Origin of the sequence: Tibeticola sediminis (genome assembly GCF_003843835.1) — a bacterium.
Lineage (GTDB): Bacteria > Pseudomonadota > Gammaproteobacteria > Burkholderiales > Burkholderiaceae_C > Tibeticola > Tibeticola sediminis.
Map to the genome: position 1 here is coordinate 920,043 of NZ_RKQL01000001.1, position 26,703 is coordinate 946,745.

24 protein-coding genes and 1 pseudogene are annotated in these 26,703 nt (G+C 65.5%); 9 read left to right on the forward strand and 16 right to left on the reverse strand.

Going from position 1 to position 26,703, the window contains the following annotated elements:
- Positions 1-19: 19 nt before the first annotated feature.
- From EDC62_RS04270 to EDC62_RS04295, 6 genes are all read right to left on the reverse strand, one after another.
- The gene (locus EDC62_RS04270) at positions 20-769 is read right to left on the reverse strand and encodes a glycosyltransferase (protein WP_124220765.1); all 750 of its coding nucleotides are present in this window, start codon (positions 767-769) and stop codon (positions 20-22) included.
- A complete protein-coding gene (gene rfbC / locus EDC62_RS04275) occupies positions 766-1,314 on the reverse strand; it encodes a dTDP-4-dehydrorhamnose 3,5-epimerase (RefSeq protein ID WP_124220767.1) in 549 nt (182 codons plus the stop codon). Before rfbC ends, EDC62_RS04270 begins: the two co-directional genes overlap by 4 nt.
- Positions 1,311-2,198: a glucose-1-phosphate thymidylyltransferase RfbA gene (gene rfbA, locus EDC62_RS04280; protein WP_124220769.1), complete on the reverse strand. Its 888-nt coding sequence runs from the start codon at positions 2,196-2,198 to the stop codon at positions 1,311-1,313. The genes rfbC and rfbA overlap by 4 nt, the downstream gene beginning before the upstream one ends.
- The gene (gene rfbD, locus EDC62_RS04285) at positions 2,195-3,121 is read right to left on the reverse strand and encodes a dTDP-4-dehydrorhamnose reductase (protein ID WP_124220771.1); all 927 of its coding nucleotides are present in this window, start codon (positions 3,119-3,121) and stop codon (positions 2,195-2,197) included. Before rfbD ends, rfbA begins: the two co-directional genes overlap by 4 nt.
- Positions 3,118-4,182, reverse strand: coding sequence for a dTDP-glucose 4,6-dehydratase (rfbB, locus tag EDC62_RS04290; RefSeq protein WP_124220773.1), 1,065 nt, complete (start codon positions 4,180-4,182; stop codon positions 3,118-3,120). Before rfbB ends, rfbD begins: the two co-directional genes overlap by 4 nt.
- A 124-nt stretch (positions 4,183-4,306) precedes the next feature.
- Positions 4,307-6,292: an SDR family oxidoreductase gene (locus tag EDC62_RS04295; RefSeq protein ID WP_124220776.1), complete on the reverse strand. Its 1,986-nt coding sequence runs from the start codon at positions 6,290-6,292 to the stop codon at positions 4,307-4,309.
- A 286-nt stretch (positions 6,293-6,578) separates the two neighbouring features.
- On the opposite strand from EDC62_RS04295, the gene EDC62_RS04300 reads away from it, so the two are divergent.
- From EDC62_RS04300 to EDC62_RS04310, 3 genes are all read left to right on the forward strand, one after another.
- Positions 6,579-7,268, forward strand: a complete 690-nt coding sequence (locus EDC62_RS04300; protein ID WP_124220778.1) for a phasin family protein — start codon at positions 6,579-6,581, stop codon at positions 7,266-7,268.
- A 72-nt stretch (positions 7,269-7,340) separates the two neighbouring features.
- Positions 7,341-8,630, forward strand: a complete 1,290-nt coding sequence (locus EDC62_RS04305; protein WP_124220781.1) for a patatin-like phospholipase family protein — start codon at positions 7,341-7,343, stop codon at positions 8,628-8,630.
- An 89-nt stretch (positions 8,631-8,719) separates the two neighbouring features.
- Positions 8,720-9,397, forward strand: coding sequence for a TetR/AcrR family transcriptional regulator (locus EDC62_RS04310; RefSeq protein WP_124220784.1), 678 nt, complete (start codon positions 8,720-8,722; stop codon positions 9,395-9,397).
- A 147-nt stretch (positions 9,398-9,544) separates the two neighbouring features.
- Here the strand turns inward: EDC62_RS04310 and EDC62_RS04315 are convergent, their stop codons facing one another.
- Together EDC62_RS04315 and EDC62_RS04320 are read right to left on the reverse strand one after the other, a co-directional pair.
- Complete coding sequence (locus EDC62_RS04315; RefSeq protein WP_124220786.1) at positions 9,545-10,318, reverse strand: type III pantothenate kinase; 774 nt, start codon at positions 10,316-10,318, stop codon at positions 9,545-9,547.
- Between the two features lie 31 nt (positions 10,319-10,349).
- Positions 10,350-11,018 carry a helix-turn-helix transcriptional regulator gene (locus EDC62_RS04320; protein WP_124220789.1) on the reverse strand — a complete coding sequence of 223 codons (669 nt, stop codon included), beginning with the start codon at positions 11,016-11,018 and terminating at the stop codon, positions 10,350-10,352.
- Between the two features lie 146 nt (positions 11,019-11,164).
- Between EDC62_RS04320 and EDC62_RS04325 the strand changes: the two genes are divergently transcribed.
- Positions 11,165-12,451, forward strand: a complete 1,287-nt coding sequence (locus EDC62_RS04325) for a sensor histidine kinase (RefSeq protein ID WP_124220791.1) — start codon at positions 11,165-11,167, stop codon at positions 12,449-12,451.
- The gene (locus EDC62_RS04330; RefSeq protein ID WP_124220793.1) at positions 12,448-13,449 is read left to right on the forward strand and encodes a response regulator; all 1,002 of its coding nucleotides are present in this window, start codon (positions 12,448-12,450) and stop codon (positions 13,447-13,449) included. The genes EDC62_RS04325 and EDC62_RS04330 overlap by 4 nt, the downstream gene beginning before the upstream one ends.
- A 66-nt stretch (positions 13,450-13,515) precedes the next feature.
- Here the strand turns inward: EDC62_RS04330 and cqsA are convergent, their stop codons facing one another.
- The 4 genes and pseudogenes from cqsA to EDC62_RS04345 all read right to left on the reverse strand — a co-directional run bounded on the left by cqsA (position 13,516) and on the right by EDC62_RS04345 (position 16,303).
- Complete coding sequence (gene cqsA, locus EDC62_RS04335; protein WP_124220795.1) at positions 13,516-14,784, reverse strand: alpha-hydroxyketone-type quorum-sensing autoinducer synthase; 1,269 nt, start codon at positions 14,782-14,784, stop codon at positions 13,516-13,518.
- Between the two features lie 130 nt (positions 14,785-14,914).
- Positions 14,915-15,331, reverse strand: coding sequence for a rhodanese-like domain-containing protein (locus EDC62_RS13130; protein WP_245968757.1), 417 nt, complete (start codon positions 15,329-15,331; stop codon positions 14,915-14,917).
- A gap of 195 nt (positions 15,332-15,526) precedes the next feature.
- Positions 15,527-16,039, reverse strand: a pseudogene (locus EDC62_RS13135) (MBL fold metallo-hydrolase); the annotation flags it as partial.
- Positions 16,040-16,057: 18 nt separating this feature from the next.
- Positions 16,058-16,303, reverse strand: coding sequence for a metal-sensing transcriptional repressor (locus tag EDC62_RS04345; protein WP_124220799.1), 246 nt, complete (start codon positions 16,301-16,303; stop codon positions 16,058-16,060).
- A 170-nt stretch (positions 16,304-16,473) separates the two neighbouring features.
- Here EDC62_RS04345 and EDC62_RS04350 point away from each other — a divergent pair, with 170 nt between their 5' ends.
- On the forward strand, positions 16,474-17,319 hold the full coding sequence (locus EDC62_RS04350) for a PPK2 family polyphosphate kinase (protein ID WP_124220801.1): 846 nt from the start codon (positions 16,474-16,476) through the stop codon (positions 17,317-17,319).
- Between the two features lie 42 nt (positions 17,320-17,361).
- Positions 17,362-20,670 carry a fused isobutyryl-CoA mutase/GTPase IcmF gene (gene icmF / locus EDC62_RS04355; RefSeq protein WP_124220804.1) on the forward strand — a complete coding sequence of 1,103 codons (3,309 nt, stop codon included), beginning with the start codon at positions 17,362-17,364 and terminating at the stop codon, positions 20,668-20,670.
- 251 nt (positions 20,671-20,921) lie between these two features.
- Here the strand turns inward: icmF and EDC62_RS04360 are convergent, their stop codons facing one another.
- The 3 genes from EDC62_RS04360 to EDC62_RS04370 are packed head-to-tail and all read right to left on the reverse strand — an operon-like array spanning position 20,922 to position 23,440.
- Positions 20,922-21,473: a VOC family protein gene (locus EDC62_RS04360; RefSeq protein ID WP_124220806.1), complete on the reverse strand. Its 552-nt coding sequence runs from the start codon at positions 21,471-21,473 to the stop codon at positions 20,922-20,924.
- Between the two features lie 14 nt (positions 21,474-21,487).
- Positions 21,488-21,745: a DUF2783 domain-containing protein gene (locus EDC62_RS04365; protein WP_124220809.1), complete on the reverse strand. Its 258-nt coding sequence runs from the start codon at positions 21,743-21,745 to the stop codon at positions 21,488-21,490.
- A 24-nt stretch (positions 21,746-21,769) separates the two neighbouring features.
- On the reverse strand, positions 21,770-23,440 hold the full coding sequence (locus EDC62_RS04370; protein ID WP_124220811.1) for an FAD-dependent oxidoreductase: 1,671 nt from the start codon (positions 23,438-23,440) through the stop codon (positions 21,770-21,772).
- A 185-nt stretch (positions 23,441-23,625) separates the two neighbouring features.
- On the opposite strand from EDC62_RS04370, the gene EDC62_RS04375 reads away from it, so the two are divergent.
- Together EDC62_RS04375 and EDC62_RS04380 are read left to right on the forward strand one after the other, a co-directional pair.
- Positions 23,626-24,552 (forward strand): prenyltransferase, encoded by a 927-nt coding sequence (locus tag EDC62_RS04375; protein ID WP_245968734.1) that lies wholly within the window; start codon positions 23,626-23,628, stop codon positions 24,550-24,552.
- Positions 24,553-24,761: 209 nt separating this feature from the next.
- Positions 24,762-26,021: a nitronate monooxygenase gene (locus tag EDC62_RS04380; protein WP_124220814.1), complete on the forward strand. Its 1,260-nt coding sequence runs from the start codon at positions 24,762-24,764 to the stop codon at positions 26,019-26,021.
- A gap of 35 nt (positions 26,022-26,056) precedes the next feature.
- Here the strand turns inward: EDC62_RS04380 and EDC62_RS04385 are convergent, their stop codons facing one another.
- Positions 26,057-26,695: a protein-methionine-sulfoxide reductase heme-binding subunit MsrQ gene (locus EDC62_RS04385; RefSeq protein WP_124220817.1), complete on the reverse strand. Its 639-nt coding sequence runs from the start codon at positions 26,693-26,695 to the stop codon at positions 26,057-26,059.
- Between the last annotated feature and the right edge of the window lie 8 nt (positions 26,696-26,703).

Genomic DNA, 26,703 nt, shown 5'->3' on the forward strand with positions numbered 1-26,703 from the left:
TCCCGTCGAACGCCAGGGCTCAACGCCGTCCCGTCAGCGCGAGATATTGGGGCGTGTGCCAAAGCCGCCAGAGGCTCTGCAAATGCCACCAGAGATGCTGCAAACGCCGTCGGCTCGCATGCTGGGCCAGGTGCTGCACCTGCGCATCAGCGGTCGCCTCCACCCGCCAGCCATGCGCACGCAGCCGCAGGCAGAGGTCGACGTCCTCGCAATACATGTAGAAGCGCGTATCGAAGCCGCCTATCCTCATGAAAACCATGGATGGGAACAGCATGAACGCGCCGTTGATCCAGTGCTTGGCCGCGATCGGTGCCGTGCCGCGCGGCGCGAGATAGCGACGCAGTAGCCCCGAGGGCGACGGAACTTCCCGCGCGAGGTCTTTCGCCGGCCCGCGGCCATCGGACTGTAGCGGATAGGTGCAGCCTATGGCTTGATCCCGCAGCCGCTCCAGCATCGGAAGGAAGGGATTCTCGGCAAGACGAATGTCCGGATTGAGCACGCAGAAATACGGGGTTTTGCACCAGCCGAACGCCTGGTTGTGATTGGCCCCGAATCCGAGCGGCTTGACGTTGCGGACGATGCTCATCACGAACGGCCATTCGCGCTCCTCGATCCAATGCGCCAGAGCGGGCTCGGGCACGTTCAAGGTCACGATCACTTCATGGATGTCGCCGCTGGCGTGCTGGGCCAAGTCGCCGAGCAACAAGGGAATTTCGTCTCCATGCTCGTGGCTGACGATGGAAACGGTCACCGGTTTTTTAATGGTCATTCGAATACGTCCGCTTCTCGAAAAGCCCGACCCGCCCGATCTTTTTCAGACAATCTGGGCTCGATGCCTCCCAAAGGCCAATCGATGGCGAGGTCCGGGTCATTCCAGGCAATGCAGCGCTCGAATTCTGGCGCGTAGTAGTCGGTGGTCTTGTAAAGAAAATCGGCGCTTTCACTCAAGACGACGAAGCCATGCGCGAATCCAGGCGGCACCCAGAACAGCCGGTGATTATCGCCGCTGAGTTCGACCCCGACCCAGCGGCCAAAGCTCGGCGAGGAGCGGCGCAGGTCGACCGCCACATCGAACACCCGGCCGCAGGCCACCCGAACCAGCTTGCCCTGCGGCTGTTGGATCTGGTAATGCAAGCCCCGCAGCACGCCCTGCGCACTGCGGCTGTGGTTATCCTGCACAAACCGGGTCGAGCACCCCAGCGCGGCATCGAAGGCGCGCTGATTGAACGACTCGAAGAAGAAGCCCCGCGCATCCCCGAACACCTTGGGCTCGAGGATCAGCACATCGTCGATCGGCGTGCGGATCACCTTCATCGCCGCTCCTCATCCAGCAGCCGCAGCAGATACTGTCCGTAACGATTTTTCGCCAACGGTTGCGCCAAGCGCTCGAGTTGCGCGTCATCGATCCAGCCGTTGCGCCAGGCGATCTCTTCGGGGCACGCGATCTTGAGGCCCTGGCGGTTTTCCAGCGTGGCGATGAACTGGCCCGCATCGAGCAGGCTTTCGTGGGTGCCGGTGTCGAGCCAGGCGTAGCCGCGCTGCATGATCTGCACGTTGAGCTGGCCTTGCTCGAGATACGCCTGATTGACGGCCGTGATTTCCAGTTCCCCGCGTGCGCTCGGGCGTACGGCCTTGGCGATTTCCACCACCTGCTCGTCATAGAAATAGAGGCCCGTGACCGCATAGCTGCTTTTGGGCCGAGCCGGCTTTTCTTCGATGCTCACGGCGCGCCGCTGCGCATCGAATTCGACCACGCCATAGCGTTCGGGATCCTGGACGTGATAGGCAAACACTGTCGCACCTCGCGTCTGCGCATCCGCCGAACGCAAAAGCGAAGCAAAGTCGTGCCCGTAAAAAAGGTTGTCGCCGAGCACCAGCGCACAGGGCGAGCCGACGATGAAGCGCTCGCCGATTAGAAAAGCCTGCGCCAAACCGTCGGGGCTGGGCTGGACCGCATAGGCGATCGACATACCCCACTGGCGACCGTCGCCCAGCAACTGCTCGAAGCGCGGCGTGTCCTGCGGCGTGCTGATCACCAGCACCTCACGCAAGCCCGCCAGCATCAGCGTGCTCAAAGGGTAGTAGACCATGGGCTTGTCAAACACCGGCAAGAGCTGCTTGCTGATCGCGAGCGTCGCCGGATGCAGCCGCGTGCCCGATCCGCCGGCGAGGATGATGCCTTTACGGGATGTTTTCATGAGTGAGGAATGACCGGGGGTTGGAGCCAGTCTTCAAGCAAGCGACGCACGCCCTCGCCCCAATCGGGCAAAGCCAGATCGAACCGCTGCTGGATTTTGCGGGTATCGAGCCGGGAATTCAGGGGCCGCCGCGCGGCCGTTGGGTAGGCTTGACTCGGGATCGGATCGAGACGCCGCGCGCGCAGCGCGGGTGCCCTGGGGTGGGCGCGAACCGTCTCGAGAATGTAGGCCGCATACGCATACCAGTTCGTCTCTCCCGCCGCGGCCAGGTGGTAAATTCCGGCGGGTTCAGACGTACCGATTTCCGAGCGCGTGACCGAACGCAGCAGATGCGCCGTGACATCGGCAATCAAATCCGCACCGGTGGGCGCACCGATCTGGTCCGAGACGAAGCGGAGCTCCTCGCGCTCGGCCGCCAGGCGCAGCACCGAGCGGATGAAGTTCCCCCCGTGCCGCCCATAGACCCAACTCGTGCGCAGAATCAAGTGGCGGCGGCATCGTGCCTGCACCTGTTGTTCGCCTTCGAGCTTGGTCTGCCCGTAGACATTGAGCGGTGCGGGCGCATCGCTTTCGGTCCAGGCGCGCGTCCCCGAGCCATCGAAGACGTAATCGGTGGAATAGTGCACCAGCCACGCGCCGCAAGACTCGGCCGCCTCGGCGAGCACGCCGGGCGCTGTGGCATTGACTCTTCGGGCCTGTTCGGGTTCGGACTCGGCCCGGTCGACGGCCGTGTACGCCGCGGCGTTGACGATCACCTGCGGCCGCAGCGCCTCCACGGTTTGGCGCAGCGATTGCGGCTGCGTGAAATCCGACGGCCAGCGCTCGTCCTTCGACCCCAGCGCCACCACGGTCCCCAAAGGCGCGAGGCTGCGTTGAAGTTCCCGGCCGACTTGGCCGTTCTTGCCCAACAGCAGGATCTTCATCGGAGCGCCGCGTACTGGGTCTGCACCCATTGCCGATAGGCACCGCTCTGGACGCGAGCCACCCAATCCGGATGATCGAGATACCACCGCACGGTCTTGCGGATGCCGGTGTCGAAGGTTTCGGCCGGCGTCCAGCCCAATTCCCGTTCGATCTTGCGCGCATCGATCGCATACCGACGGTCATGGCCGGGCCGGTCGCGCACATGGGTGATTTGGGTCGCGTAGCTGCGCCCGTCGGCGCGGGGCCGCCATTCGTCGAGCAGCGCGCACAGCGTGCGCACGATCTCGATGTTGGTTTTCTCTTGGCGGCCGCCGATGTTGTAGACCTCGCCAGGAACACCGGCCTCGAGCACCCGGCGAATCGCGGCGCAGTGGTCGCCCACATAGAGCCAGTCGCGCACCTGGAGGCCGTCGCCGTACACCGGCAGGGGCTGGTCGGCCAGCGCATGCACGATCATCAAGGGAATGAGCTTTTCGGGGAACTGGTAAGGGCCGTAGTTGTTGGAGCAGTTCGTCGTCAGCACCGGCAGCCCATAGGTGTGGTGCCAAGCCCGCACGAGATGGTCGCTGGCCGCCTTGCTCGCGCTGTAGGGGCTGTTGGGCTCATAGCGGCGGGTTTCGGTAAACGCGGGCTCGCCCGGCTCGAGCGAGCCATAAACCTCGTCGGTCGAAACATGCAGGAAACGAAACGCCGAACGCTCAGCCGGCTCGAGCGCCGCCCAATGCGCGCGCACCGCCTCGAGCAAGGCGTAGGTACCAACGATGTTGGTCTGGACGAAATCGGCTGCGCCCTGAATCGAGCGGTCGACATGGCTTTCCGCCGCGAAATGAACGACGGCCCGCGGCCGATACCGTTCGAGCAGTCGAGCCACCAGCGCCCGGTCGGCGATGTCACCCCGCACGAACACATGGCGCGGGTCGTCTTGCAGAGGGCCCAAGTTCTCGAGATTGCCCGCGTAGGTGAGCTTGTCGAGATTCACCACCGGCTCGTCGCTCTGCGCCAGCCAGTCGAGCACGAAGTTGGCGCCGATGAAGCCGGCGCCTCCGGTCACGAGGATCATGAAACGAGCCGAAAAGGAGAGGGAGCGCCGGCAAAGCCGCGCGGCGCGGATGCTGCCGATTATCGGGCCACGGCGACCACGGGCATATCGCGCGGCCCAGCGCCTGCCCCGCTCCTGCCGACGCTCAGAAGTGGATGCCCTGCATCATCTGCTGCAAGGCCTGCGCCTCGGGCGAGAGCTGGGGCTTGCCCGATTTGTCTCCCTTGGCTGCGGGCGAGTCGGGGAACATCCGGAAACTGGTGTTCATGATGATTTGGGCCACACGCGGCATCAGCGCGTGCAGGATTTGCCCCGTGATGCCCAGCCTTGTCGCGATGCGCACCGGCTTGAAGATGCATGCCTGCGCAATCATTTCGGCGGCGTCCTCGGGTGAGAGGGTCGGCACATTGCTGTAGATCTTGGTCGGCGCAATCATGGGCGTGCGCACCAGCGGCATGTTGATCGTCGTGAAGGTCACGCCTTGATCGGCAAACTCGCTGGCCGCGCAACGCGTCCAGGCGTCGAGGGCCGCCTTGCTGGCCACGTAAGCCGAAAACCGTGGGGCGTTGGTGAGCACCCCGATCGAACTGATGTTGACGATGTGCCCGCTGTGGCGCTGGGCCATCCCGGGCAGCAAGCCCATGGTCACACGCAAGGCGCCGAAGTAGTTGAGCTGCATGGTGCGCTCGAAGTCATGGAAGCGGTCGTAGCTCGATTCGATGGCGCGGCGGATCGAGCGGCCGGCGTTGTTGATGAGGAAATCGACGCCGCCGTGCTCGCTCAAAACCTGCGCGATGAACCGGTCGCAATCGGCCATGTTGGCGATGTCGACCGTGTAGGCGATGAAGCGATAGCCCCGCGCTTCGGCCTCCTTGCAAGCGGCCTCGAGCTTTTCGGGGTCGCGCCCGCAGATCAGCGTCGTGGCGCCCGCTTCGGCAAACTTGTGCGCAGCGGCCAAACCGATGCCCGATGAGCCTCCCGTGACGAGCACGACCTTGCCGCCGACGGTGCCGCGAAGCGAACGATCGATGTGCAACTCCGGATCGAGGTGCCGCTCCCAGTAGTCCCACAGCCGCCAGGCATAGTCCTTGAGGTTCGGACACGCGATGCCCGTGCCCTTGAGTGCCGCGAGGGTTTCGCGGCAATCGAATCGCGTCGGGTAATTGATGAAGGTCAGCACATCCTCGGGCAAGCCCAAGTCCTTCATCACGGCATGGCGAACCCGCCGCACGGGCCCCAAGGCCATGAGGCCTTTTTTGACGCTCTTCGGGATGAAGCCCAGCAAGGCTGCATTGACGAACACATTCATCTTCGGCGCATGCGCCGCCCGGCTGAAGATGTCGAGCACATCGCCGACCCGGTAGCCAACGGGGTCGACGAGGTGGAAGCACTTGCCGCTGTCCGACACGTGATGCGCGATGTGGTCGATGGCGTCGACGACGAAATCCACCGGTACGATGTTGATCCGTCCCCCTTCGAGTCCGATCGAGGGCATCCAGGGCGGCAAGATCTGCCGCATGCGCTGGATCAGCTTGAAGAAGTAGTAGGGCCCGTCGATCTTGTCCATCTCGCCGGTGCGGCTGTCGCCGACGACCATCGCGGGCCGATACACCGTCCACGGCACGCGGCACTCGGTGCGCACGACACGCTCGCTCTCGTGCTTGGTTTTGAAATACGGATGGTCGAGGTTCTCCGCCTCGTCGAACATGTCCTCGCGGAACACGCCCTCATACAGGCCCGCAGCGGCGATCGACGAGACATGATGGAAATGCCGAGCCTCGATGGCGCGCGCGAGTTCCACTGCATGGCGCGTGCCCTCGACGTTGACCGCCATCTGCTGTTCTTCGTCGGCACCGAGGTCATAGACCGCGGCGAGATGGAAGAAGTGGTCGATTTGACCCTTGAGACGCTTGACGTCCTCGGCGCCGACACCGAGCTTCTTTTGTGTGAGGTCGCCCACGATCGGGATCGCCCGCTTGGCACTCACCCCCCAGGCGGCGCGCAGCTCGGGCACCTTGTCGAGGCTCTCGGGTCGGACGAGGAAATACACCTCCGAGCCTTTCCGCTCGAGCAGCTTCTGGACCAGGCGCTTGCCGATGAACCCGGTCGCCCCCGTGACGAAATAACGCATACATCCCTCCAGTTTTCGATCGCAGATGGCCATCGATTCTGACGCAGCGGCAGGCCATCCGGCCTGGGCATAAACCCGAGGGAAGCGCCGTAACCCCATGGATTAGGAGCCAAACCCTACACGCGCGCCGAAGCGAGAGCTACATTGCACGCTGTCTCGTCCCAGGCGAGGCTTCAGCCGATCCCGCGATGGCCCACGAGACGCTTGGAGCCTCAGCCCGAGGGTTGCCGAAGCGGTCGATTCCGGTTCGGCCCATCGTCACCGAAACCACATACGGAGGAATCCCATGGTCAAGAAGGTTCAGAAATCCGCGACGGCCCGCACCAAAAAGACAGCCGCTGCCAGCGCCGCACCCGCATCGGTCAAAGATTCGGCGCAACAAATCTGGCTCGCGGGCCTGGCGGCCTTCACCAAGGCACAGAACGAAGGCGGCAAGCTGTTCGAAACTCTGGTGAAGGAAGGCTTGGCCATCCAGCGCAAGACCCAAGCCGTCGCCGAAGAGAAGATCAACGAGGCAACCAACAAGATGGCCAACATGGCAACGGGCATCACGACCAAGGCCACGGGCCAATGGGACAAGCTCGAGACGATCTTCGAAGAGCGCGTGGCCCGCGCCCTCAACAAGCTGGGCGTTCCTTCGGCCAAGGACGTGGAGGCGCTGATCGCCCGCATCGAAGATCTCAACCACAGCGTGCAAAAGCTGTCGGGCAAAGCGGCGCCGGCCGCAACCAAACCCACAGCCAAGCCGGCTGCCAAGCCCGCCACCCCGCGCGCACCGGCTGCCAAGAAGGCTGCCGCACAGCCGGCCGAAGAAGCGCCCCGCGCCAAGCGCAGCCGCGCGACGGCCGCCCCGGCGGCGCAGCCCGCCGAAAAGCCCGCACGGCCCGCACGCAAGCGCGCCGCAGCATCGGCCAAAGTCGCCACCGCGCCCGAGATGAAGCCCGAAGCCGCTGAAACCGCCGCGACGAACGCCTAACGCGCCGTCCACAGCGCAACCGACATGGTTGGCGCCGATTGACGCCGCCCGCGCCGGCCCTACACTGCGAGCATGAGCTTATCCATCGTTGACCCCGGGCGGTCGCGGCAGGCCGCCGCACGCAGCACGACCGACCCCAAAGTGGCGCTGGCACTCGCTGGCGGCGGGCCCCTGGGGGCCATTTGGGAAATCGGTGCTCTGTGCGCGCTCGAGGAGTCGATCGCGGGGCTCAAGCTCAATGCACTCGACCACTACGTCGGGGTATCGGCCGGAGGCTTCATTGCGGCGGCGCTGGCCAACGGCATGACGGCGCGCGAGATTTGTCGCGGCTTCATCGAAAACAGCGACGAGAGCGCCGAGGTATTCGACCCGTCGTGGCTCATGCAGCCGGCTTGGGGCGAATTCGCGCGACGGGCGCGCCAGCTGCCGGCCTTGGGCACGTCGGCGCTGTGGCGGTTCTTCGTCGAGCGCCGATCCCTGATCAGCGCGCTCGAGCGCCTCGGCCCCGCGCTGCCCACCGGGGTTTTTGGTAATGAAGAGGTACACCGCCGCCTGAGCGCCTTATTTTCACGCGAGGGCCGCACGAACGATTTTCGGCGGCTGCGCACGCGGCTGACCTTGGTTGCCACCGACCTCGACAGCGGGGCGGCCGCTCCGTTCGGCCGCCCCGGCTGGGACCATGTGCCGATTTCCCGCGCGGTACAGGCCAGTTCGGCATTGCCCGGACTGTTTCCGCCGGTCGAGATCGACGGCAAGCACTATGTCGACGGTGCCTTGAAAAAGACGCTGCATGCCACCGTTGTGCTCGACGAAGGGGTCGATCTGCTGTTGTGTCTGAACCCGCTCGTCCCCTTCGATGCCACCGCCCCGGCTTTCGCGGACTGGCTGCGGCGCGGCTTGCCGGCGGAGCGGCGGCGCATCCCGCGCATCATCGAAGGCGGCTTGCCCGCGGTGTTGAGCCAGACCTTCCGCACCATGATCCACTCGCGGCTGGAGCTGGGCATGAAAGGCTACGAGCGCCATTACCCCGGAACCGACATCCTGCTGTTCGAGCCGGACCATCGAGACCCGGAGCTCTACCTCGCCAACACCTTCAGCTATAGCCAGCGCCGGCAACTGGCCGAGCATGCCTACCAGCAGACACGCCACCATTTGCGCACGCACCGCAGCCGCTTCTCGCACCGTCTGGCACGGCACGGCATGGCGCTCGACCTCGAGGCGCTCGAAGATCCGCGGCGGCATTTGGTTCAGCCCGTGGTGCCGACGAGCGCGACCGGCGTCGCACTCAACCGCCTCGAGGAACTGCTCGAAGATCTCGCAGACTGGGTGCACGACCGGGAGCGGGAGCGCCGCGCTGCTTGAACGGCCATGGGCATTTCAGGATCGGCCGTGCCGATCCCATGTCGGTGTGAGCGCGCCGCAACGGCCTCGCGTTGGCGTAAAGTCCGGCCATGGTCAAGAAAGCCCCACGTCGTACCGCGGAACGCATCCTCGAGGTCACGCTCGAACTGTTCAACCGGTTTGGCGAGCCCAATGTCTCGACGACCTTGATTTCGTCCGAGCTGCGCATCAGTCCGGGCAACCTCTACTACCACTACCCCGCCAAAGACGAGCTCATCAACAGCCTGTTCGATCGCTTTGAAAAAGCGGCGCAGGAGCTAATGGCCGCCGGTGACGGCGTGCGCGACGTCGAGGACGCGTGGTTTTTTCTGCATTCCCTGTTCGAGCTGATTTGGCAGTACCGGTTTCTCTACCGGGACCTCAACGACCTGCTGAGCAAGAACCGGCGGCTGGAAACACATTTCCAGCTCGTGCTGCGCAATAAAACGCGCGCCATCCGCGGCATGCTCGAAGGGATGAAACGCTCAGGCGCTCTGCGCATGGAGCGCGAAGAAATGGAGCCGACGGCCACCAGCATGGTCGTGGTGCTGACCTACTGGTTGAGCTTCGAGTACGTGCGCGATCCCCGTCACGCGCTGGAACCGGAACGCGCCCAGCAAGCGTTGTTGCGGGGGGCGCACCATGTGTTGCATCTGCTCGCGCCCTACCTCGTCTCCGAGCAGCGCACGCATCTCATCGCCCTCGCCGGTGCCTACGCACCGGCCGGAGCCAACCCATCCGCCGCGTAGGCGAGGACGTCGTCACGAAGACGGCGTTCGCTCGGGTTTCAAGCGCTCTTTGGCCGTTGTGCCGGCATCATCTGGCGCTTCGGGCAACGCTGAAACAGCCGCTCGCGCGCCATCGCAGGAACTGATTCAGCGTTGCCTTAGGTGCTCTTATTTTTGAAGCGACCAACGGTGCTCGGCCATGACGAGCAAGCCGTCGAAGATGAGACTCTCGACGAGTTCGACGTCCTCGGCCATGCTGGGCGCCATCTTCCAACCCGCGCCGCCGGTCATGATGCAGGCGGGCCGGGCGCCGGTATGGGCGCGCAGGTGCTCGCGCATACACTCGACGGCGCCGACGATCGCGTAGGTGCCCCCGCTGGTGAGCGCGTCGCTCGTGTTCGTGGGAAACGGCCGCACCACGCCGGTCGGCACATGCAGGCCCGCAGTGCCGGATTCGAGCGCGCGCAGCATGATGCCGTGTCCGGGCAGGATGAGCCCACCCAGAAAGCGGCCGTCCGCATCGACCGCGTCGACCGTCACAGCGGTTCCCACCATGACGACGACCATCGGCCGACGCTCGCCGCGCGCCAGCAAACGATGGCGCGCGCCGATCATCGCCACCCAGCGGTCCGGCCCCAGACGCGCGGGGTGGTCGTACCCGTTGATGAGCCCGGCCTCGGCAGCGCTGGCGACGACCCAGTTCGGCGCGACATCCCAAAGCTCCATTTGCTCCTGGACCCGCCGCTTGACGGCCTCCCCCGCCACCACGCAGCCGAGCATATGCGTGGGCGCTGGCAACATCGCCCAAGGCCCTTCGCCGAGCGACTCGATGTGCTCCAGGAATTCCACGCCGTCGGCGAGCTTGCGCGACGCGGTATGAGCCCGTTCGTACAGCGCCCACTTGAGTCGCGTGTTGCCGACGTCGATCGCAAGAAAAGTCATGGCTGGCATTATGGCAAGCGTGCCGGGACGTTCAGAGCGCGCCGAGCCAGCACGCACGCTGCACCGCTGCGAGCTTGTTGTCGACGCCCAGTTTGGCCATGGCATTGGCCAGGTGGTAGTTCACGGTGCGCTCGCTGCAGCCGATCCGTTCGGCCACCTCGCGCGCGGTCAGACCGTCGAAGGTCAGCGCGAGGCATTGCCGCTCGCGCGGGCTGAGCAAGCCCTCGGCCTCGACGATGGACCGACGCAACTGCGGCCAGATATTCATCACCGACCAGACGACGCCGACCGCGTCGGTGCGATCGTGGAAAGCGCAGGAGCTGAACAAAAAACACTCGAACGCACGGCCTCCCGGCAGACCAAACTCGACCCGCACGAGACTTTGGAAACCGTGTCCGAGACACAGGCGCCGCCAGCGATTGCCTTCGTCGAATGCCGACTTCGCCAGGTGCTGCCAGGCCACCAGGGGCGCGCCGGACGCCGTCCAAGCGGGGCCAAAAGCGTCGCTCTGGGCCAGCGCCTCCGCAGCGACGCGCAACACCGGCGGATACACGGCCACCACGCGCCGCGTGGCCCCCGAATCCAGCCACTGGGGCCCGAGAATGATGACGGCCTCGACCGACTGACTGCGTAGGCCGAGCAACCAGTCGGCCAGCAGCGGGTCGAGCGCAGTGCTGTCAGAGTTCTCAGGGTGGTCCATCGCCTCGGGAATTCAAAACTCAGACAATAGCAGGCTTGCCGGGTTCGCCGTTTGCTCGAATTCGGCGCCCAACGACGACCCGGCGTGCCCCCTGCGCGGTGCACGATTTCGCACGAACCCACCCGACCTTGGCAAGCGAGCGACCCTTGAAACTGAGCTCTTTCTGGCGTCATCCGTGGATGCGGCGCCTGCGTGACGTGACGCTGGCGGTGCCGCTGGAGCCGATCCTGCACGCCTCGCCGCTGCGCCTCAAGCTGCTCGGGCTCTACACGATGATTGGCCACCCGCTGTTTTATTTCGTCTGGGAACACCTGTATCCGCAGCCGTTCGAGGATGCCGCCCTGCGCGCGTTGATGACCGCATGCGGCATCCCCCTGGTGCTTGACTCGGTCGCCCTGCGTCCGCATAGCCAGCGAAGCGCGCGCGTCTTCACCACCGTGCTGTTCATCCAACTGCCGCTGTTTTTCAGCTGGATGTACTTCATGAACGGTCACAACGACGTTTGGATCGCCAGCTTGGCGACCGTCATCGTCATCTATTTCCACTTGACCGATTGGCGGGTGGCCGCCGCAGGCTCGTTGCTCGGCCTGGGGCTCGCGGCCCTGCTGGCGCTGCCCTTCACCGAAGCACACTCGGGTGGACTGCCCCCGCCCCACGCCTTCGTCCTGGCATTCGCATGGATGTCGGGCTTGCTGCTGGGCATTTCGGGCGCCAACCTGCGGCGCGAGCGGATCGAGCATTCGCTGGCCACGATCGGCATCATGGCGCACGAGCTGCGCACGCCCTTGGCCACCACCGCACTGATCGCCGATGCGCTGCGCATGGAAGCACAACGCAAGAGCGGCGAGGGGCCGCGCCCCGAGTCGCTCGAAAAATGGGCGGCGCGGTTGCACCAGCTCACCCGGTCCATGAACCATCACATCGACCTGCAAATCGCCAATGCGCGGCTGCTTCAACTCAGCGACCATGGCGACCGCATCTCGGCGGCCGAACTGGTCCGTGAAGCGGTCGCTGCCTACCCGTACCGTAGCGACAAGGAACGTGAATGCATCCGCATCGAGGTCCACCAAGACTTCGAGTTTCGCGGCAGTCGCAGCCAGTTTCTGCGGGTGATCGACAATCTGCTTCAAAACGCGCTGCGGGCGATGCACGCGACGGGCAGCCCGCTGCGACCCGGAGGCATCCGCCTCGAGGTCGGAATTCGGGGGAAACAGGGCCGCATTCGGGTATCGGATCAAGGTCTGGGCATCGCCCCGGAGGTGCTGCCGCATGTGCTCGAACCCTTTTATTCGACCGAGGCCGGAACCGGTCATGGCCTGGGCTTGGCATTCTGCCGGCGGGTCGTCGAGTCTGCGGGTGGCGTGATCGAGGTTCGCAGCCCAGCAGGCAGCGGCGCCATCGTGTCCCTTACCGTGCCGGTTGCCGAGTCATGAGAAAACCCACCGATATCGCCTGCTTCCCACTCTATTGGAGACCGGGTCGGGTCGCGTTCCTCGACGACGATCCCGACTATCTGGAAATGCTCGCCGAGGTCATGCCCGAAGATTGGGCGGTCTCGCTGTTCGAGCAACCGGCGGCCTTCATCCGCAGCCTGCAACAGGAGCCCCCGCTCGAATCCACCGATGAGTGGCAACACCGCCGCATGCTCGAGCGCTGGCGCGACGGGGCGGCGCTGATCCCCCAGCTCGTCGAATACTGGCGGCAGGATGGACAGGCCCGTTACGCGCGGCACAACGTCTGCGTGGTCGACTATTCGATGCCCGCCATGAACGGCATCGAAGCGCTCGACGAGCTGGTGCAATGGTCCGGGCACCGCGTGCTGCTGACCGGTCGCGCGGACGAGCAAATCGCCGTGCGAGCGTTCAACCGCGGCATCATCGACCAATACATCCCGAAGCAGTCACCCGACATCACCGAGCGCCTCATCAGCTGCGTGCGCGAACTGCGCGCGCTCACGTCCGAGCGCCTGCAGCAGACCTGGCGCAACACGCTGAGCTGGACCCAGCTGCAGCTCATGCGGGACACCAGCGTCGCCGGCGCCTTGCGGGCTGCCCTGGACCAGCGCGGGTGTGTCGAGCATTTCGTCATCGGCGACCCCTTTGGCGTACTGGCGCTCGATGCCGAGGGGCGCAGCTGGTGGCTGCAGCTCGAAACGCCCAGACGGCTCGAGGAGCTCGCGCAGCTCGCGCAAGAGATCGGCTTCGATGCCCAGACACAGAACGACATCCGCGCCGGGCGCTGCGTGCTCGACGCCGAACTGACCCTAGGCCTGGGGCGTTCGCGGCGGCAGGCCGAGCGGCACCCAGCGCAGCGGCTCGACTGCGGCCCCGAACTCTACGGAGCCTGCATCGCCCTGTCCGAGGCGTGGTGCCCCGGCGCCGCAAGCGCCTACCGCAGCTATCTCGACCGCGCCCGTCTGCTGCGCGGCTGAGGCAGCGCCGCGCGCGGGGGCGGCGACTCTGGCCTTTCGGAGAAGTGGACTCGCCCGCACCGAGCGTCAATCGGCCACGGCCTCGCCCACGCGCTGCCGGCGGGCGAGCGGCCATTTCCACGGCTCGACGATGGGGGCGATTTGCTCGGCCACCGAGACGGTGTAGTCGAGCTCGGCATCGGTCAGCCCGGCGTGCACCGTCAGGCGCACCATGGTCCGATTTCGACTGGTCGCCGGAGCGCAGAAGACGGCACCGAACACGCCACGCTCTTCGAGCGCATCACGAAGAATCATGGTCGCAGGCTCGGTGCCGGCTTCGAGCGCAATGATCTGCTCGGTGCCCTGGTGGATCGGATAGCCCAAACCTTCGAGCGCGCGGCGCAGGCGTCGGGTCTGCCGGTGCAAGGCTGCCCTCGCTTCGTCGGCGCGCTGGATGACGTCGAAGGTGGCTGCCAGCGCCGCGATTTCATGCCCCAGCAGGCAGGAACTGAACATGTTGGGGTAGCTGGTGCTGAGAACGTAGTTGCGCATGTTCGTCGGCAGGGTCATGAAGCCCGCGCGGCCGGCAAAGGCTTTGGCGAGGCTCGCGGTGATGAAATGCACGCGCTCGCTCAAGCCCAGTGCTTTGCACAAACCCGCCCCCTGGGGGCCATGGGTGCCCAGCGAGTGCGACTCGTCGACGACGATCATGCAACCCATACGCTCGGCGACCTCGACCATTTCCACCAAGGGGCAGACGGCCCCGGTGGTGCTGTAGACCGAGTCGACGACGACGACGCCAGGGCCATGGCGTGCCACGGTGCGCTGCAAATGCTGCGGATCGTTGTGGCGGAACACCTGCATCGGTGCCCCGGCACGACGAGCCCCTTCCCAGAGCGAGGTGTGTGCCAGGGTGTCGAGATACACCGGCGTTTCGGGGTCCGCGATCGCTTGCAGCAGGCCAAGGTTGGCTGCATAGCCCGACTGGCAAATCAGGCCGTCCTCATGACCGACGAAGGCTGCCAGCCCGCGCTCGAGCGCCCGTGCCGGGTGCGTGTCGAGCAGAAAGACGCTCGACTGAATGACGTAGTCCGCATCCCGGCGCAAAGCCTCCGTCTGCGCGGCGACGATCTCCGGGTAGCCAGTCAGGTTGAGATAGTCATTGCCGTTGAGGCGCACGGCCTCGGGCCCGGCGTCTCGGCCGTGGAGAAGCGAGCGGCCGCCCCAAAGCGTGTCCCAGCGGGTGCGAAACTCCCGCACAATCCGCGCTTCGAGATGCGCACTGATCGGCGCCGAGCGGCCGCTCGAGTTCCAGGCCGGGTTTGGTTTTTGCGAACGTGTTTGAGCGATTTCCATGGCTGCCTCCGAGGGTGATAAACCCATTGAAGGCACCAACCGTGACTTTTGTCACGAAATCGACTGTCAGGATTGACAGGGAGTGAGGCGGACGCTCACCCCCTCCCGCGCGCCGCAGGCAACTCGCGCCTCAGTTTTGGCGCCAGGGCAGCCCGTGAAAACGCCAGCCGCCTTTGTGTCCGCGCTGCGCGTGTTCGTCGGGGTCACCCTCGAAGCCTTCGAGGATGTTGTAGGCCTCGATCCCGAGTTCGGTGGCGCGCCGGGCGCCCGCGATGGAACGAACCCCGCTGCGGCAGAGCAGCACGAGCGGTTTGCCTTGCGCCGCGGCGCGGCGCAGCCCAGCGTCGAAATCCGGGTTCGGGACCATGCCGGGCCACTGCTTGAGCGCCACCGCCTCGGCACCGGGGACGAACCCAACCCATTCGCGTTCGGCATCGGTGCGCACGTCGACCAGCACTGCGCGCCCGGCCTGCACCCAAGCCCAGGCGAGCTGCGGCGTGAGGTCGCCCGCGTACCCTTCGGCCGGGCGGGGCGCATCGACACCCATGGCTTCGGCGTCGTGCCGCAGCCCGCTGCGCAGGTTGGCTGGAACGGCCTCCGCGATGCGCCGCGGAGGCGGCAGGTTCAGCGCGTTCATGAGCGCGACGAATTCTTCGAGCGTCTTGCCCGCAACCCGGGGGTTCTGGGTTTTCTCCTCGGCGATGGTCGAATGGCTGCGGCCTTGATAGTCGTGCCCCGGCCAGACCACCGTGTCGTCCGGCAGCGCGAACAGCACCTCGGTCAGACTGCGGTACATCGCCGCCGGGTCGCCGGACTGAAAATCGGTGCGGCCGCAGCCCCGGATGAGCAAGGTATCCCCAGTGAACACGTGACGCTCGGCCCCACGGTCCCAGAAATAGCTCATACTGCCTGCGGTGTGTCCCGGGGTATGGAGGGCGAGGACCTTTTCGCGGCCAAAGGCCAGGGTATCGCCGTGCTTCAACTGCACCGCAGCGGTCGCGATGCCGCAGGCCGCCGGCGCGACCGTTTTGGCGCCCGTGTGCTCGGCCAGCAAACCGGCGCTCGTGATGTGGTCGGCGTGGGCGTGGGTCTCGACCGTCCACAGCAGTTTGAGACCGTATTCGCGCAGGGTGCGCAGGTCGCGCTCGAGCTGTTCGTCAACCGGGTCGATGATCAAGGCCTCGCGGCTGTCCTCGTCGAACAGCACATAGGTGAAGGTGCTCGACGCAGGGTCGAACAGCTGGATCGGGTTCATGCGTGGCTCCCGCTTGCTTCAGGCGAATTTGGTGAGCATTTCGGCGACATGCTCGGGCGGCTGGTCTCCTTGCTCGATCATGCAGCCCACCATCGAGAAAAAGGACTTGTCGAGCGCCTTGCGCGCGGCGGCCAGTTGCTGCGCGATCTTTTCACAGTCGGCGTCGGTTTCGATGAGTTTTTGCACACCGCGCAACTGCCCTTCAATGCGGGCCAGACGGGCGCACAAGGCTTTCTTCTTCTCGGCGTCGACGATTCTGCTCATGAAACGGCCTCGGTCTAGTGAATGATCGTCCCATGATAGCGAAGCGCCCTGGGCACGGCTGCGCCCTGCGCGTCTATCCCCCGCAAGCGCCACGGTTCGACAAGGTCGGCCGCAGCCGCTAAGATTGACGTTTACGTAAACGTCAACTCGATTCTTCACCCCTTTCTGCCATGGCGGCTGCATTTTCCGGTGCCGACGAGCGCCTCGCCCCTTGGGTGGTTCCCGCCGCAGGCGAGGGCCGCGTCTTTACGCTCGCCGCTCTGAAGCCCTCGGCCAAGCCGTTCTCGAGTGGCGACAAGGCGCGGGACGAGGCCGCCGTCGATGCGCTCGCGCTCGACCTCGATGCGTGGCAGAACCTGTTTTACGCCGACCGCCGGCACCGGTTGCTGGTCGTATTGCAGGGCACCGATGCTTCGGGCAAGGACGGCACGATCCGCCGGGTCTTCGGCCGCATGAGCCCCTTGGGCGTGCGCACCGTGGGCTGGAAGGCGCCGAGCGAGGCGGAGCGGGCCCACGACTATCTCTGGCGCATCCACGCTCAGGTGCCGGGCGATGGCGAGATCATGGTGTTCAACCGCAGCCATTACGAGGATGTGTTGGTTCCAGTGGTCCAGGGCTGGATCGATGAGCGGCAGACACGGCAGCGCTATGCGCACCTCAATGATTTCGAGCGGCTGCTCACCGAAACCGGCACGACGGTGGTGAAGTTCATGCTGCACATCAGCCGTGAGGAGCAGCGCGAGCGGCTGCAGGAGCGCCTCGACGACCCGACCAAGCGCTGGAAATTCCGCCTCGAAGACCTCGAGGCGCGCAAGCACTGGGACGACTACCAACGAGCCTACGAGGCGATGTTGCGCGCGACCAGCACACCCTGGGCGCCATGGATCGTCGTGCCGGCCAACTCGAAGCTGCACCGCAATCTGATGGTCGCGACCGTGCTGCGCGACGTGTTCGCTTCGATGGGCCTGAGTTATCCGCCCGATGATCCGGCGCTGGCCGGACTCCGGATCGACTGACCCTCCCTGTTTTCTTCTTCGCCCTCTTCTTCTTCGACTGCCATGACCGACCTATCCGCCGACTACCAGGCGCTCGCCGCCTACCGACCGAAGCACAAGGTGCGTTTCGTCACCGCTGCGAGCCTGTTCGACGGGCATGACGCGGCCATCAACATCATGCGCCGCATTCTGCAGAGCATGGGCGCGGAAGTGATCCACCTCGGCCACAACCGCAGCGTCGACGAGGTGGTGAGCGCGGCGCTGCAGGAAGACGTGCAGGGAATCGCCGTCAGTTCCTACCAGGGCGGCCATGTCGAGTATTTCAAATACATGGTAGACCTGCTGCGCGCGCGGGGCGGCGCGCACATCCAGGTGTTCGGCGGCGGCGGCGGCGTCATCGTGCCGAGCGAAATCCGCGAACTCGAAGCCTATGGCGTGACCCGCATCTACAGCCCCGAGGACGGCCAGCGCATGGGCCTGGCCGGCATGATCGGCGAGATGGTGATGCGCTGTGACCGCGACCTGAGCGGCTTCGCACCCACTTCGCCCGAAGCCATCGCCGGCCACACCGAGGCCGCCTGGCGCGCGCTGGCCCAACTCATCACCGCGCTCGAGAATTCCAAGCTTTCTGCGGCGGATGCCAGCGCCATTCGGTCTGTTGCTGCTACAAAAAAGATACCCGTCTTGGGCATTACGGGCACCGGCGGCGCGGGTAAATCGAGCCTGACCGATGAGCTGATCCGCCGCCTGCGGCTGGACCAGGACGACGCGCTGCGCATCGCAGTGATCAGCATCGACCCCTCGCGGCGCAAAAGTGGTGGCGCGCTGCTGGGCGACCGCATTCGCATGAACGCGATCGGCCCGTGGCGGCAGGGCCCGCGGGTGTTCATGCGCAGCCTGGCCACGCGTGAGACGGGCAGCGAGATCAGCCAGGCGCTGCCCGACGTGATTGCGGCGTGCAAGGCCGCGGGTTTCGACCTCATCATCGTCGAGACCAGCGGCATCGGCCAGGGGGACGCCGCGATCGTGCCGCATGTGGACGTGCCGATGTATGTGATGACGCCCGAGTTCGGCGCCGCCAGCCAGCTCGAGAAGATCGACATGCTCGACTTCGCCGAGTTCGTGGCGATCAACAAGTTCGACCGCAAGGGCGCGATGGACGCGCTGCGCGACGTGTCCAAACAAGTGCAGCGCAACCGCGAAGCCTGGGGCGTGCCGCTCGAGCAGATGCCGGTGTTCGGCACCATGGCCGCGCGCTTCAACGACGACGGTGTGACGGCGCTGTACCAGGCGCTGCGCGCGCGTCTGGCGGCCCTGGGCCTGCCGGTGCGCGAAGGGCGGCTTGCGCCGGTGACGGTGCGACACAGCACCAACCAGACCCCGATCGTGCCCGCGGCGCGCAGCCGTTACCTCGCGGAAATCGCCGAAACGGTGCGCGGCTACAAGCGCCGCGCGCGGGCGCAGGCGCGGCTCGCGCGCGAGCTGCAACAGCTGCGCGAAACCGCACGCATGCTGCTCGAAGCCGACCCAAACAAAGACGGCAGCGCCAAGCCCGGCGCCTACGGCACGGTGATGGCGCTGGCCGAAGCGCGCGCCGAGCGGCTCGAACCCGCCTGCGCCAAGCTGCTCGCGCAATGGGATGACCTGCAAAAGGCCTACGCGGGCGACGAATACGTGGTGAAGATCCGCGACAAGGAAATCCGCACCCGTCTGACGCACACGACGCTGTCGGGCAACAAGATCCGCAAGGTCGCCCTGCCCCAGTATGAAGACGATGGCGAGCGGCTGCGCTGGCTGATGCTGGAAAACGTGCCGGGCAGCTTCCCCTACACCGCTGGCACGTTTGCGTTCAAACGCGAGAACGAAGACCCCACGCGCATGTTCGCCGGCGAGGGCGACCCCTTCCGCACGAACCGGCGCTTCAAGCTGCTCTCCGAGGGCATGCCAGCCAAGCGGCTGTCCACCGCCTTCGACTCGGTCACGCTCTACGGCAACGACCCCGACCGGCGGCCCGACATCTGGGGCAAGATCGGCAACTCGGGCGTGAGCGTGGCCACGCTCGACGACATGAAGGTGCTGTATTCGGGCTTTGACCTGTGCGACCCGGCGACCTCGGTCAGCATGACCATCAACGGCCCGGCACCGACCATCCTGGCGATGTTTTTCAACACCGCGATCGACCAGGCGATGGACAAATTCCGCGCCGACAACGGCCGCGAACCGACCGATACCGAAGCGGCCAAGATCAAGGAGTGGGTGCTGGCCAATGTGCGCGGCACGGTGCAGGCCGACATCTTGAAAGAAGACCAGGGCCAGAACACCTGCATCTTCTCGACCGAGTTCAGCCTCAAGGTCATGGGCGACATCCAGGCCTATTTCGTGCACCACGACGTGCGCAATTTCTATTCGGTCTCGATCAGCGGCTACCACATCGCCGAAGCCGGCGCGAACCCGATCAGCCAGCTCGCGTTCACGCTGGCCAATGGCTTTACCTATGTGGAGTCGTACCTGGCGCGCGGCATGCACATCGACGAATTCGCGCCGAACCTGAGCTTTTTCTTCAGCAACGGCATGGACCCCGAATACACCGTGCTCGGCCGCGTGGCCCGGCGCATCTGGGCCGTGGCGATGAAAGAAAAATACGGCGCCAACGAGCGCAGCCAAAAGCTCAAATACCACATCCAGACCAGCGGCCGCAGTCTGCACGCGCAGGAGATTCAGTTCAACGACATCCGCACCACGCTGCAGGCGCTGATTGCCGTCTACGACAACTGCAACAGCCTGCACACCAACGCCTTCGACGAAGCCATCACCACGCCGACCGAAGACAGCGTGCGCCGCGCGATGGCGATCCAGCTCATCATCAACCGCGAATGGGGTCTGGCGAAGAACGAAAACCCGAACCAGGGTGCGTTCATCATCGACGAGCTGACCGAACTGGTCGAAGAAGCGGTGCTCGCCGAATTCGAGCGCATCAGCGAACGTGGCGGTGTGCTGGGCGCGATGGAGACCGGCTACCAGCGCGGCAAGATCCAGGACGAGAGCATGCATTACGAGATGCTCAAGCACACCGGCGAACTGCCCATCATCGGCGTCAACACCTTCCGCAATCCGCACGGCGACCCGATCCCGCAGACCCTCGAGCTCGCGCGCAGCACCGAGGCGGAAAAGCAAAGTCAGCTCGATCGGCTCGAAGACTTTCACCGCCGCCACGCCGCCGAGGCACCCGCAATGCTCGAGCGGCTCAAGCAGGCTGCCATGGCGCATGAAAACGTGTTCGAGGTTCTGATGGACGCCGTGCGCTGCTGCTCGCTGGGTCAAATCACCGACGCGCTCTTCGAGGTCGGCGGGCAGTACCGGCGGAACATGTGAGGGCCGCATCGGACCGGGATTTTTGAATAAAAACCGGCAGAGGCCAGCGTGTTCCGGTCTTCGTTCGCTCTTAAAACAAGAGCGATTTAGGGCAACGCTGAATAAGTTCCCGTGATGGCGCGCGCCCGGCCGCGGGATGGGATGCGAGGCGCAAACCGCAGCCATAGCCGAAGCTATGGCGAGGATTTGCAACGACGCAGACCGCCCGGAGCCGGGATGCGCGACGCGCGGGGGACTTGTTCAGCGTTGCCTTAGGGCTGCGAGGGCACGCCCTCGAATTCCAGCGCATGCATCCAGGCGGCATGGCGCGGGGCGCGGCGGGTTTGCGCCCACTCGTTGAGCATGTCCCATTTCACGGCAGCGGCACGGGCGAGCTGCTCCGGCGTGCCGGTGTTTGCCGCAAGCTCGAGACGGTGGCCGTTGGGGTCGAAGAAATAAATCGACTGGAACAGCGTGTGGTCGGTCGGGCCTACCACCTCGATCCCGGCGGCTTCCAGGCGCGCCTTGGTGTCGATCAGCGTCTGCACGCTGTCGACCTCGAACGCGATGTGCTGCACCCAGGCGGGAGTGTTCGGGTCGCGGCCCATCTCGGGCGAGTTTGGCAGTTCGAAGAAGGCGAGCACATTGCCGTTGCCAGCATCGAGAAAGATGTGCATGTAGGGATCGGGTGCTTTGGTCGAGGGCACATGGTCCTCGGCAAAGGCCAGGATGAAGTCCATGTTCAGGTGGCGCTGGTACCACTCGACGGTTTCTTTCGCGTCCTTGCAGCGGTAGGCGACGTGGTGGATTTGGCGGATCTTCATGGCAGTCTCCGGGATCAGGGTTGGGTGGCGCGCGCGGGCGCGTCGGCCTCGGCGCTCTCGCGCGCCAGGCGCAAGGCCTCGCGCAGCACGCGCAGGTCGCCGATGTGGTTGGCCAGCAGCAGGATGAGCCGGGCATTGAGCGCTTCGCTCTGCGCATCGGACAGGCCCCGGTGCGCCTCGATCAGCGCCTCGTAGAAGTCGTCGCCCGATGTGTAAGCGCGAAAGTCGCGCCGGCCGAGTTCGGCAAAGTTGGGTTGGGTGTTGAGCGGCATGGCCGTTTCCTTTCCTGCAGCGGTTCAGAGGACGGGCGTCGCCGCCGTTGCGCGCGCCAGCGCACGCTGCACCGCGGCCGCGTCGAAGACCCGCCAGCGTGCAGCCACATGCTGATCGGGACGCACCAGATAGACCGCGCCCGCCTCGGCGTCGTAGCGGCGCGCGGCCAGCCCTTCGATGTCAGCGACGACGCGTAGGCCCTCGACCGCGCCGCCCTCGGGCGTGAGGATCAGCGGCTCGACCGCGATGGCGCCGAGGCGCAAGCGGCGCAGCGCGGCCATCGTGGCGGCGTCGAGGTCTTCGAGACGCAGCGCAAACACGAGCAAGACGAAACGGTTGCCGACCTGATCGAGCAGCCAGCCGGGCTCGGCGCCGATGCCGATCGGTGCGTCGTCCATCGGCGCGCCCGGCACCATGTCGCCGGCGAACGCATCCGTGTCGGGCGTGTTGAGCGCCGATGCGGTCAGAAACGAGGGCACCGACAACCGCCCGGAGTTGACCAGCCGCCGCGCGAACGGGTGGTGCCGCGCGAGCGCGAGCGTGGCGTCGCGGAAGACCCGGCTCACATGGCTTTTCGGGGTAATGAAGTCGGTCGAGCGCGTGGAATTGAGGATGTTTTCGTCCGCAGCAAAGGCGCGGTCGGCGCTGTAGCTGTCGAGCAGCGCTTGCGGCGCGCGGCCTTCGATCACGAGTTGCAGCTTCCACATCAGGTCATCGACGTCCTGAATGCCGGAATTGGCGCCGCGCGCCCCAAAGGGCGAGACCTGGTGCGCCGCGTCACCCACGAACAGCACATGGCCGTGGCGAAACTCCTTCATCCGCCGGCATTGGAAGGTGTAGACGCTGACCCATTCCAGCTCGAAGGGCCGCGCGTCGCCCAGCATCGCTCGGATGCGCGGGATCACGCGCTCGGGCTTTTTTTCTTCTTCGGGATCGGCCTGCCAGCCCAGCTGAAAATCGATGCGCCAGACGTTGTCGGCCTGCTTGTGCAGCAGCACGCTCTGCCCCGGATGGAAGGGCGGATCGAACCAGAACCAGCGCTCGGCCGGGAAGTCGGCCTGCATGACCACGTCGGCGATCAGGAAGCGGTCCTGGAACACCTTGCCCTCGATGTCGAGGCCGAGCATGCGGCGGATGGGGCTGCGCGCGCCGTCGGCGGCGATGAGCCAGTCGGCCTCGATCTCGAACGGCCCGTCGGGCGTCTCGACCGTGAGTCGCACATGGTCCTCCTGCGGCTGCACGCCCACCACGCGGTACTTCCAGCGCAGATCCACGCCGAGCTCGAGCGCGCGCGCAATCAGCGTTTCCTCGAGGTGATACTGCTGCAAATTGATCATGCCCGGGCGCTTGTGGCCGGGCTCGGGCACGAGGTCGAAGCGATAGACCTCCTCTTCGCGCAGGAAGGTGCGGCCGACGTTCCAGCTAACCCCTCGGGCGCACAGCGGATCACCCACGCCCAGCCGGTCGAGGATTTCCAGCGTCCGCTTGGCGTAACACACCGCGCGCGAGCCCACCGACACCGTCTCGTCCTCGTCGAACACCAGCACCGGCAGTCCTTTGAGCCGCGCATCCACCGCGGCGCTCAGACCCACCGGCCCCGCCCCCACGACGATCAACGGCCGCCGCTGCGGCGCGCCCGCCTGCAGGTCGGCAGGGGCGCGGTAGGGATACTGCGGGTACACATAGGTGCCCATATTGATCGGTCTCCTCGGGCGCGCGCACCCCCCGCGAACGGGGCTCAAAATCGCGCATTGGTAAATTGATTTACGGATGCGTAATCTTAGCAGCCACTCGCCTCGCGTGTCATCCGGCGTGTCTTCGGGCAACTTTGCCGAGTCGGTGGGCACAATGCGAATGCCCACTTCGAAGGAACCCTGCCTTGTCCCCCACCCCACTCGACCTGAAACTCATCTGGCGCATGACGCGCCCCGGCTTTCTCATCGTCACTGCGGCGGGTTGCGTGCTCGGCATCGCCTTGGCCGCCGCGTGTGGATGCGGCATTTCCTGGGGCCGCGCCGCTGCGACGATCGGCCTTGCGGTGCTCGCGCATGCGGCGGCCAACGTGCTCAATGATTTCGAAGACGGTCGCAGCGGCGCGGATGCGGCCAACACGGCCGGACTGTTCCCGTTCACCGGCGGCTCGCGCTTGATTCAAAACGGCGTCGTCACGCTGGACGACACGCGGCAGGTCGCGCTCGCGCTGTTCGGGCTCGTGATTCCCGCCGGGGTGCTGCTCGCCGTGCTCAGTGGCGGTGTCGTCTTCAGCATCGGGCTCGCCGGGTTGTTTCTGGCCTGGGCCTACTCGTCGCCGCCGCTGTCGCTGATGCGCCGCGGCCTCGGTGAACTGGCCGTTGCAGCCGCCTGGTGGTTGGTGGTTTTGGGCGCCTACGCGGTGCAAAGAGGCACGGTTTCCGTGGTGGCTGCGGCCACCGCGTCGAGCTTTGCAGGGCTGATCGCAAACATCCTGCTGATCAACGGCATCCCCGATGCCGCCGCCGACGCCCAGGTCGGCAAGCGCACACTGGCGGTGCGGCTTGGGCCCCAAGGCAGCGCGCTGGCATACACCGCACTGGCCAGCGCGTCTTATGCGCTCTTGGCCGTCGGTGTCGCGTTCGACCTCCAGCCGCCGACCGCCATTTGGGGGCTGCTTTCGGCACCGCTGTCGGCTTCTGCGGCGGTCTACCTGTGGCGACATACCACAACGCCGCAAGCGCTGCGGCCCGCGATCATCTACACGATCGCCGCGGCGGTGCTGCACGCGCTGGCGATGTCGGTGTCGCTGGCCCTGGCGGCGCGCGCGCTTTAGGGCAACGCTCAACAAGTCCCTCGCGCGCGCCATCACGGGAACTTGTTCAGCATTGCCTTTGTTGTCAATGCGGCGTCAAGTTCGGCGCGCATGATGGTGTTCATACAACCGCGGATGCGCATGGGGTTTTCGCGCGGCCACGGCCAGAAGTTGATAATTCGGTACCGATTGTTCTAACGGCGAGCGCCTGACGCTCGAGCGAATTTGCCATGAAGCGTGTCGATGATTTCCGTCTCCAACTGGGTTCCCATGAGTTGGTTCCCATCGTCGTGGGCGGCATGGGTGTCGACATTTCAACGGCCGAGCTGGCCCTCGAAGCCGCGCGCCTCGGCGGCATCGGACATATTTCGGATGCCCTGATCACCGACGTCGCCGACCGGCGCTTCGACACCAGCTTCGTCAAGGAAAAGACCAAGTTCTACAAGCTCAACATCGACAATGCCGACAAGTCGAGCGTGAAGTTCGACCTGGGCCATGTGGCCGAAGCCACGCGCTTGCACGTGGGCCGCACGATGGAAGCCAAACGGGGCTCGGGCCTGATCTTCGTGAACTGCATGGAAAAGCTCACGATGAACGGGCCGGCCGAGACGCTGCGCGTGCGGCTCGCATCCGCGCTCGACGCCGGGATCGACGGCATCACGCTGAGCGCCGGCCTGCACCTGGGTTCGTTCTCGCTGATTGCCGACCATCCGCGTTTTCGCGACGCCAAGCTCGGCATCATCGTGTCCTCGTTGCGCGCGCTGCAGTTGTTCATCCGCAAGAACGCCCGGCTCGAGCGCCTGCCCGATTACGTCGTGGTCGAAGGGCCGCTCGCCGGCGGGCATCTGGGCTTTGGGCTCGACTGGGCGCAATACGATTTGCGCACCATCGTGCGCGAGATCGCCGCTTGGCTCGAGCAAGAGCAGCTCGACATTCCCTTGATCGCCGCGGGCGGCATCTTCACCGGCACCGACGCCGTCTCATTCCTGGAAGACGGGGCTCGGGCGGTGCAGGTGGCCACCCGCTTTACGGTCACGCACGAGTGCGGCCTGCCCGACGACGTGAAGCAGGAATATTTCCGCGCCAATGAGGAAGACATCGAGGTCAACACGATCTCCCCGACCGGCTACCCGATGCGCATGCTCAAGAGCTCGCCGGCGATCGGCTCGGGCATCCGCCCCGGCTGCGAATCCTACGGTTACCTGCTCGACGCCAAGGGCCAGTGCGCCTACATCGACGCCTACAACCGCGAAGTGGCGCTGCACCCTGGCTCACGCGACATCCATGTCTGGGACAAGACGTGTTTGTGCACCCACATGCGCAACTTCAAGTGCTGGACCTGCGGCCACTACACCTACCGGCTCAAAGACACCTCGCACCGTCTCACCGACGGCAGCTATCAGTTGCTGACGGCCGAGCATGTGTTCCGCGACTACCAGTTCAGCACCGACCACCGCATCGCGCTGCCCGAGGTGCTCGAGGAAGCCTGACGTCACACACTGCGACGCTTCTTTTTTGAGAGCACTCAGTGACCCGTCGACGCCGGCAGAACCGCGTTTTTCTTGAAAAAATGGAGGCTGCGCTCGGCCAGCAGCAGCGCCACCAGCGCGGCGTACACCGCGACCTCGGCATCATCGTTCTTGCCCGCGCGCATCCAGAAAAAATGCAGCAGCGCCAGGCCCGCCACCGCATACACGAGCCGGTGCAGCCGCTGCCACCGGCGCGCGCCGAGCGCGCGGATCGCCCGGTTGAATGAAGTCGCGGCCAGCGGCACGAGCAGCACGAAGGCCGTGAACCCGACGAGGATGAAGGGACGCTTGGCGATGTCGCGCACCATGTCGGCCCACTCGAAGCCTTGATCCAGCCAGGCCCAGGCCAGCGCGTGCAGCACGGCGTAGAAGAAGGTGTAGAGCCCCAGCATGCGCCGAAAACGCGCCAGCGCGGGCTGCTGCAGCCCACGACGCAGCGGCGAAATCGCCAGCGTCACGCACAGGAGCCGCAGCGTCCAGTCGCCCGTGCCACGCAACAGACTCTCGGCCGGATTGGCGCCCAGCCGATCGGTTGCAGCGGCGCCGATGAGCCACACCGCGGGCACAGCGGCGCACACGAACACCGCCACTTTTGCCCAGGGCGAGAGCAGCCCGCGTGCGCGCGTGCGTGGCATGGGCCGCG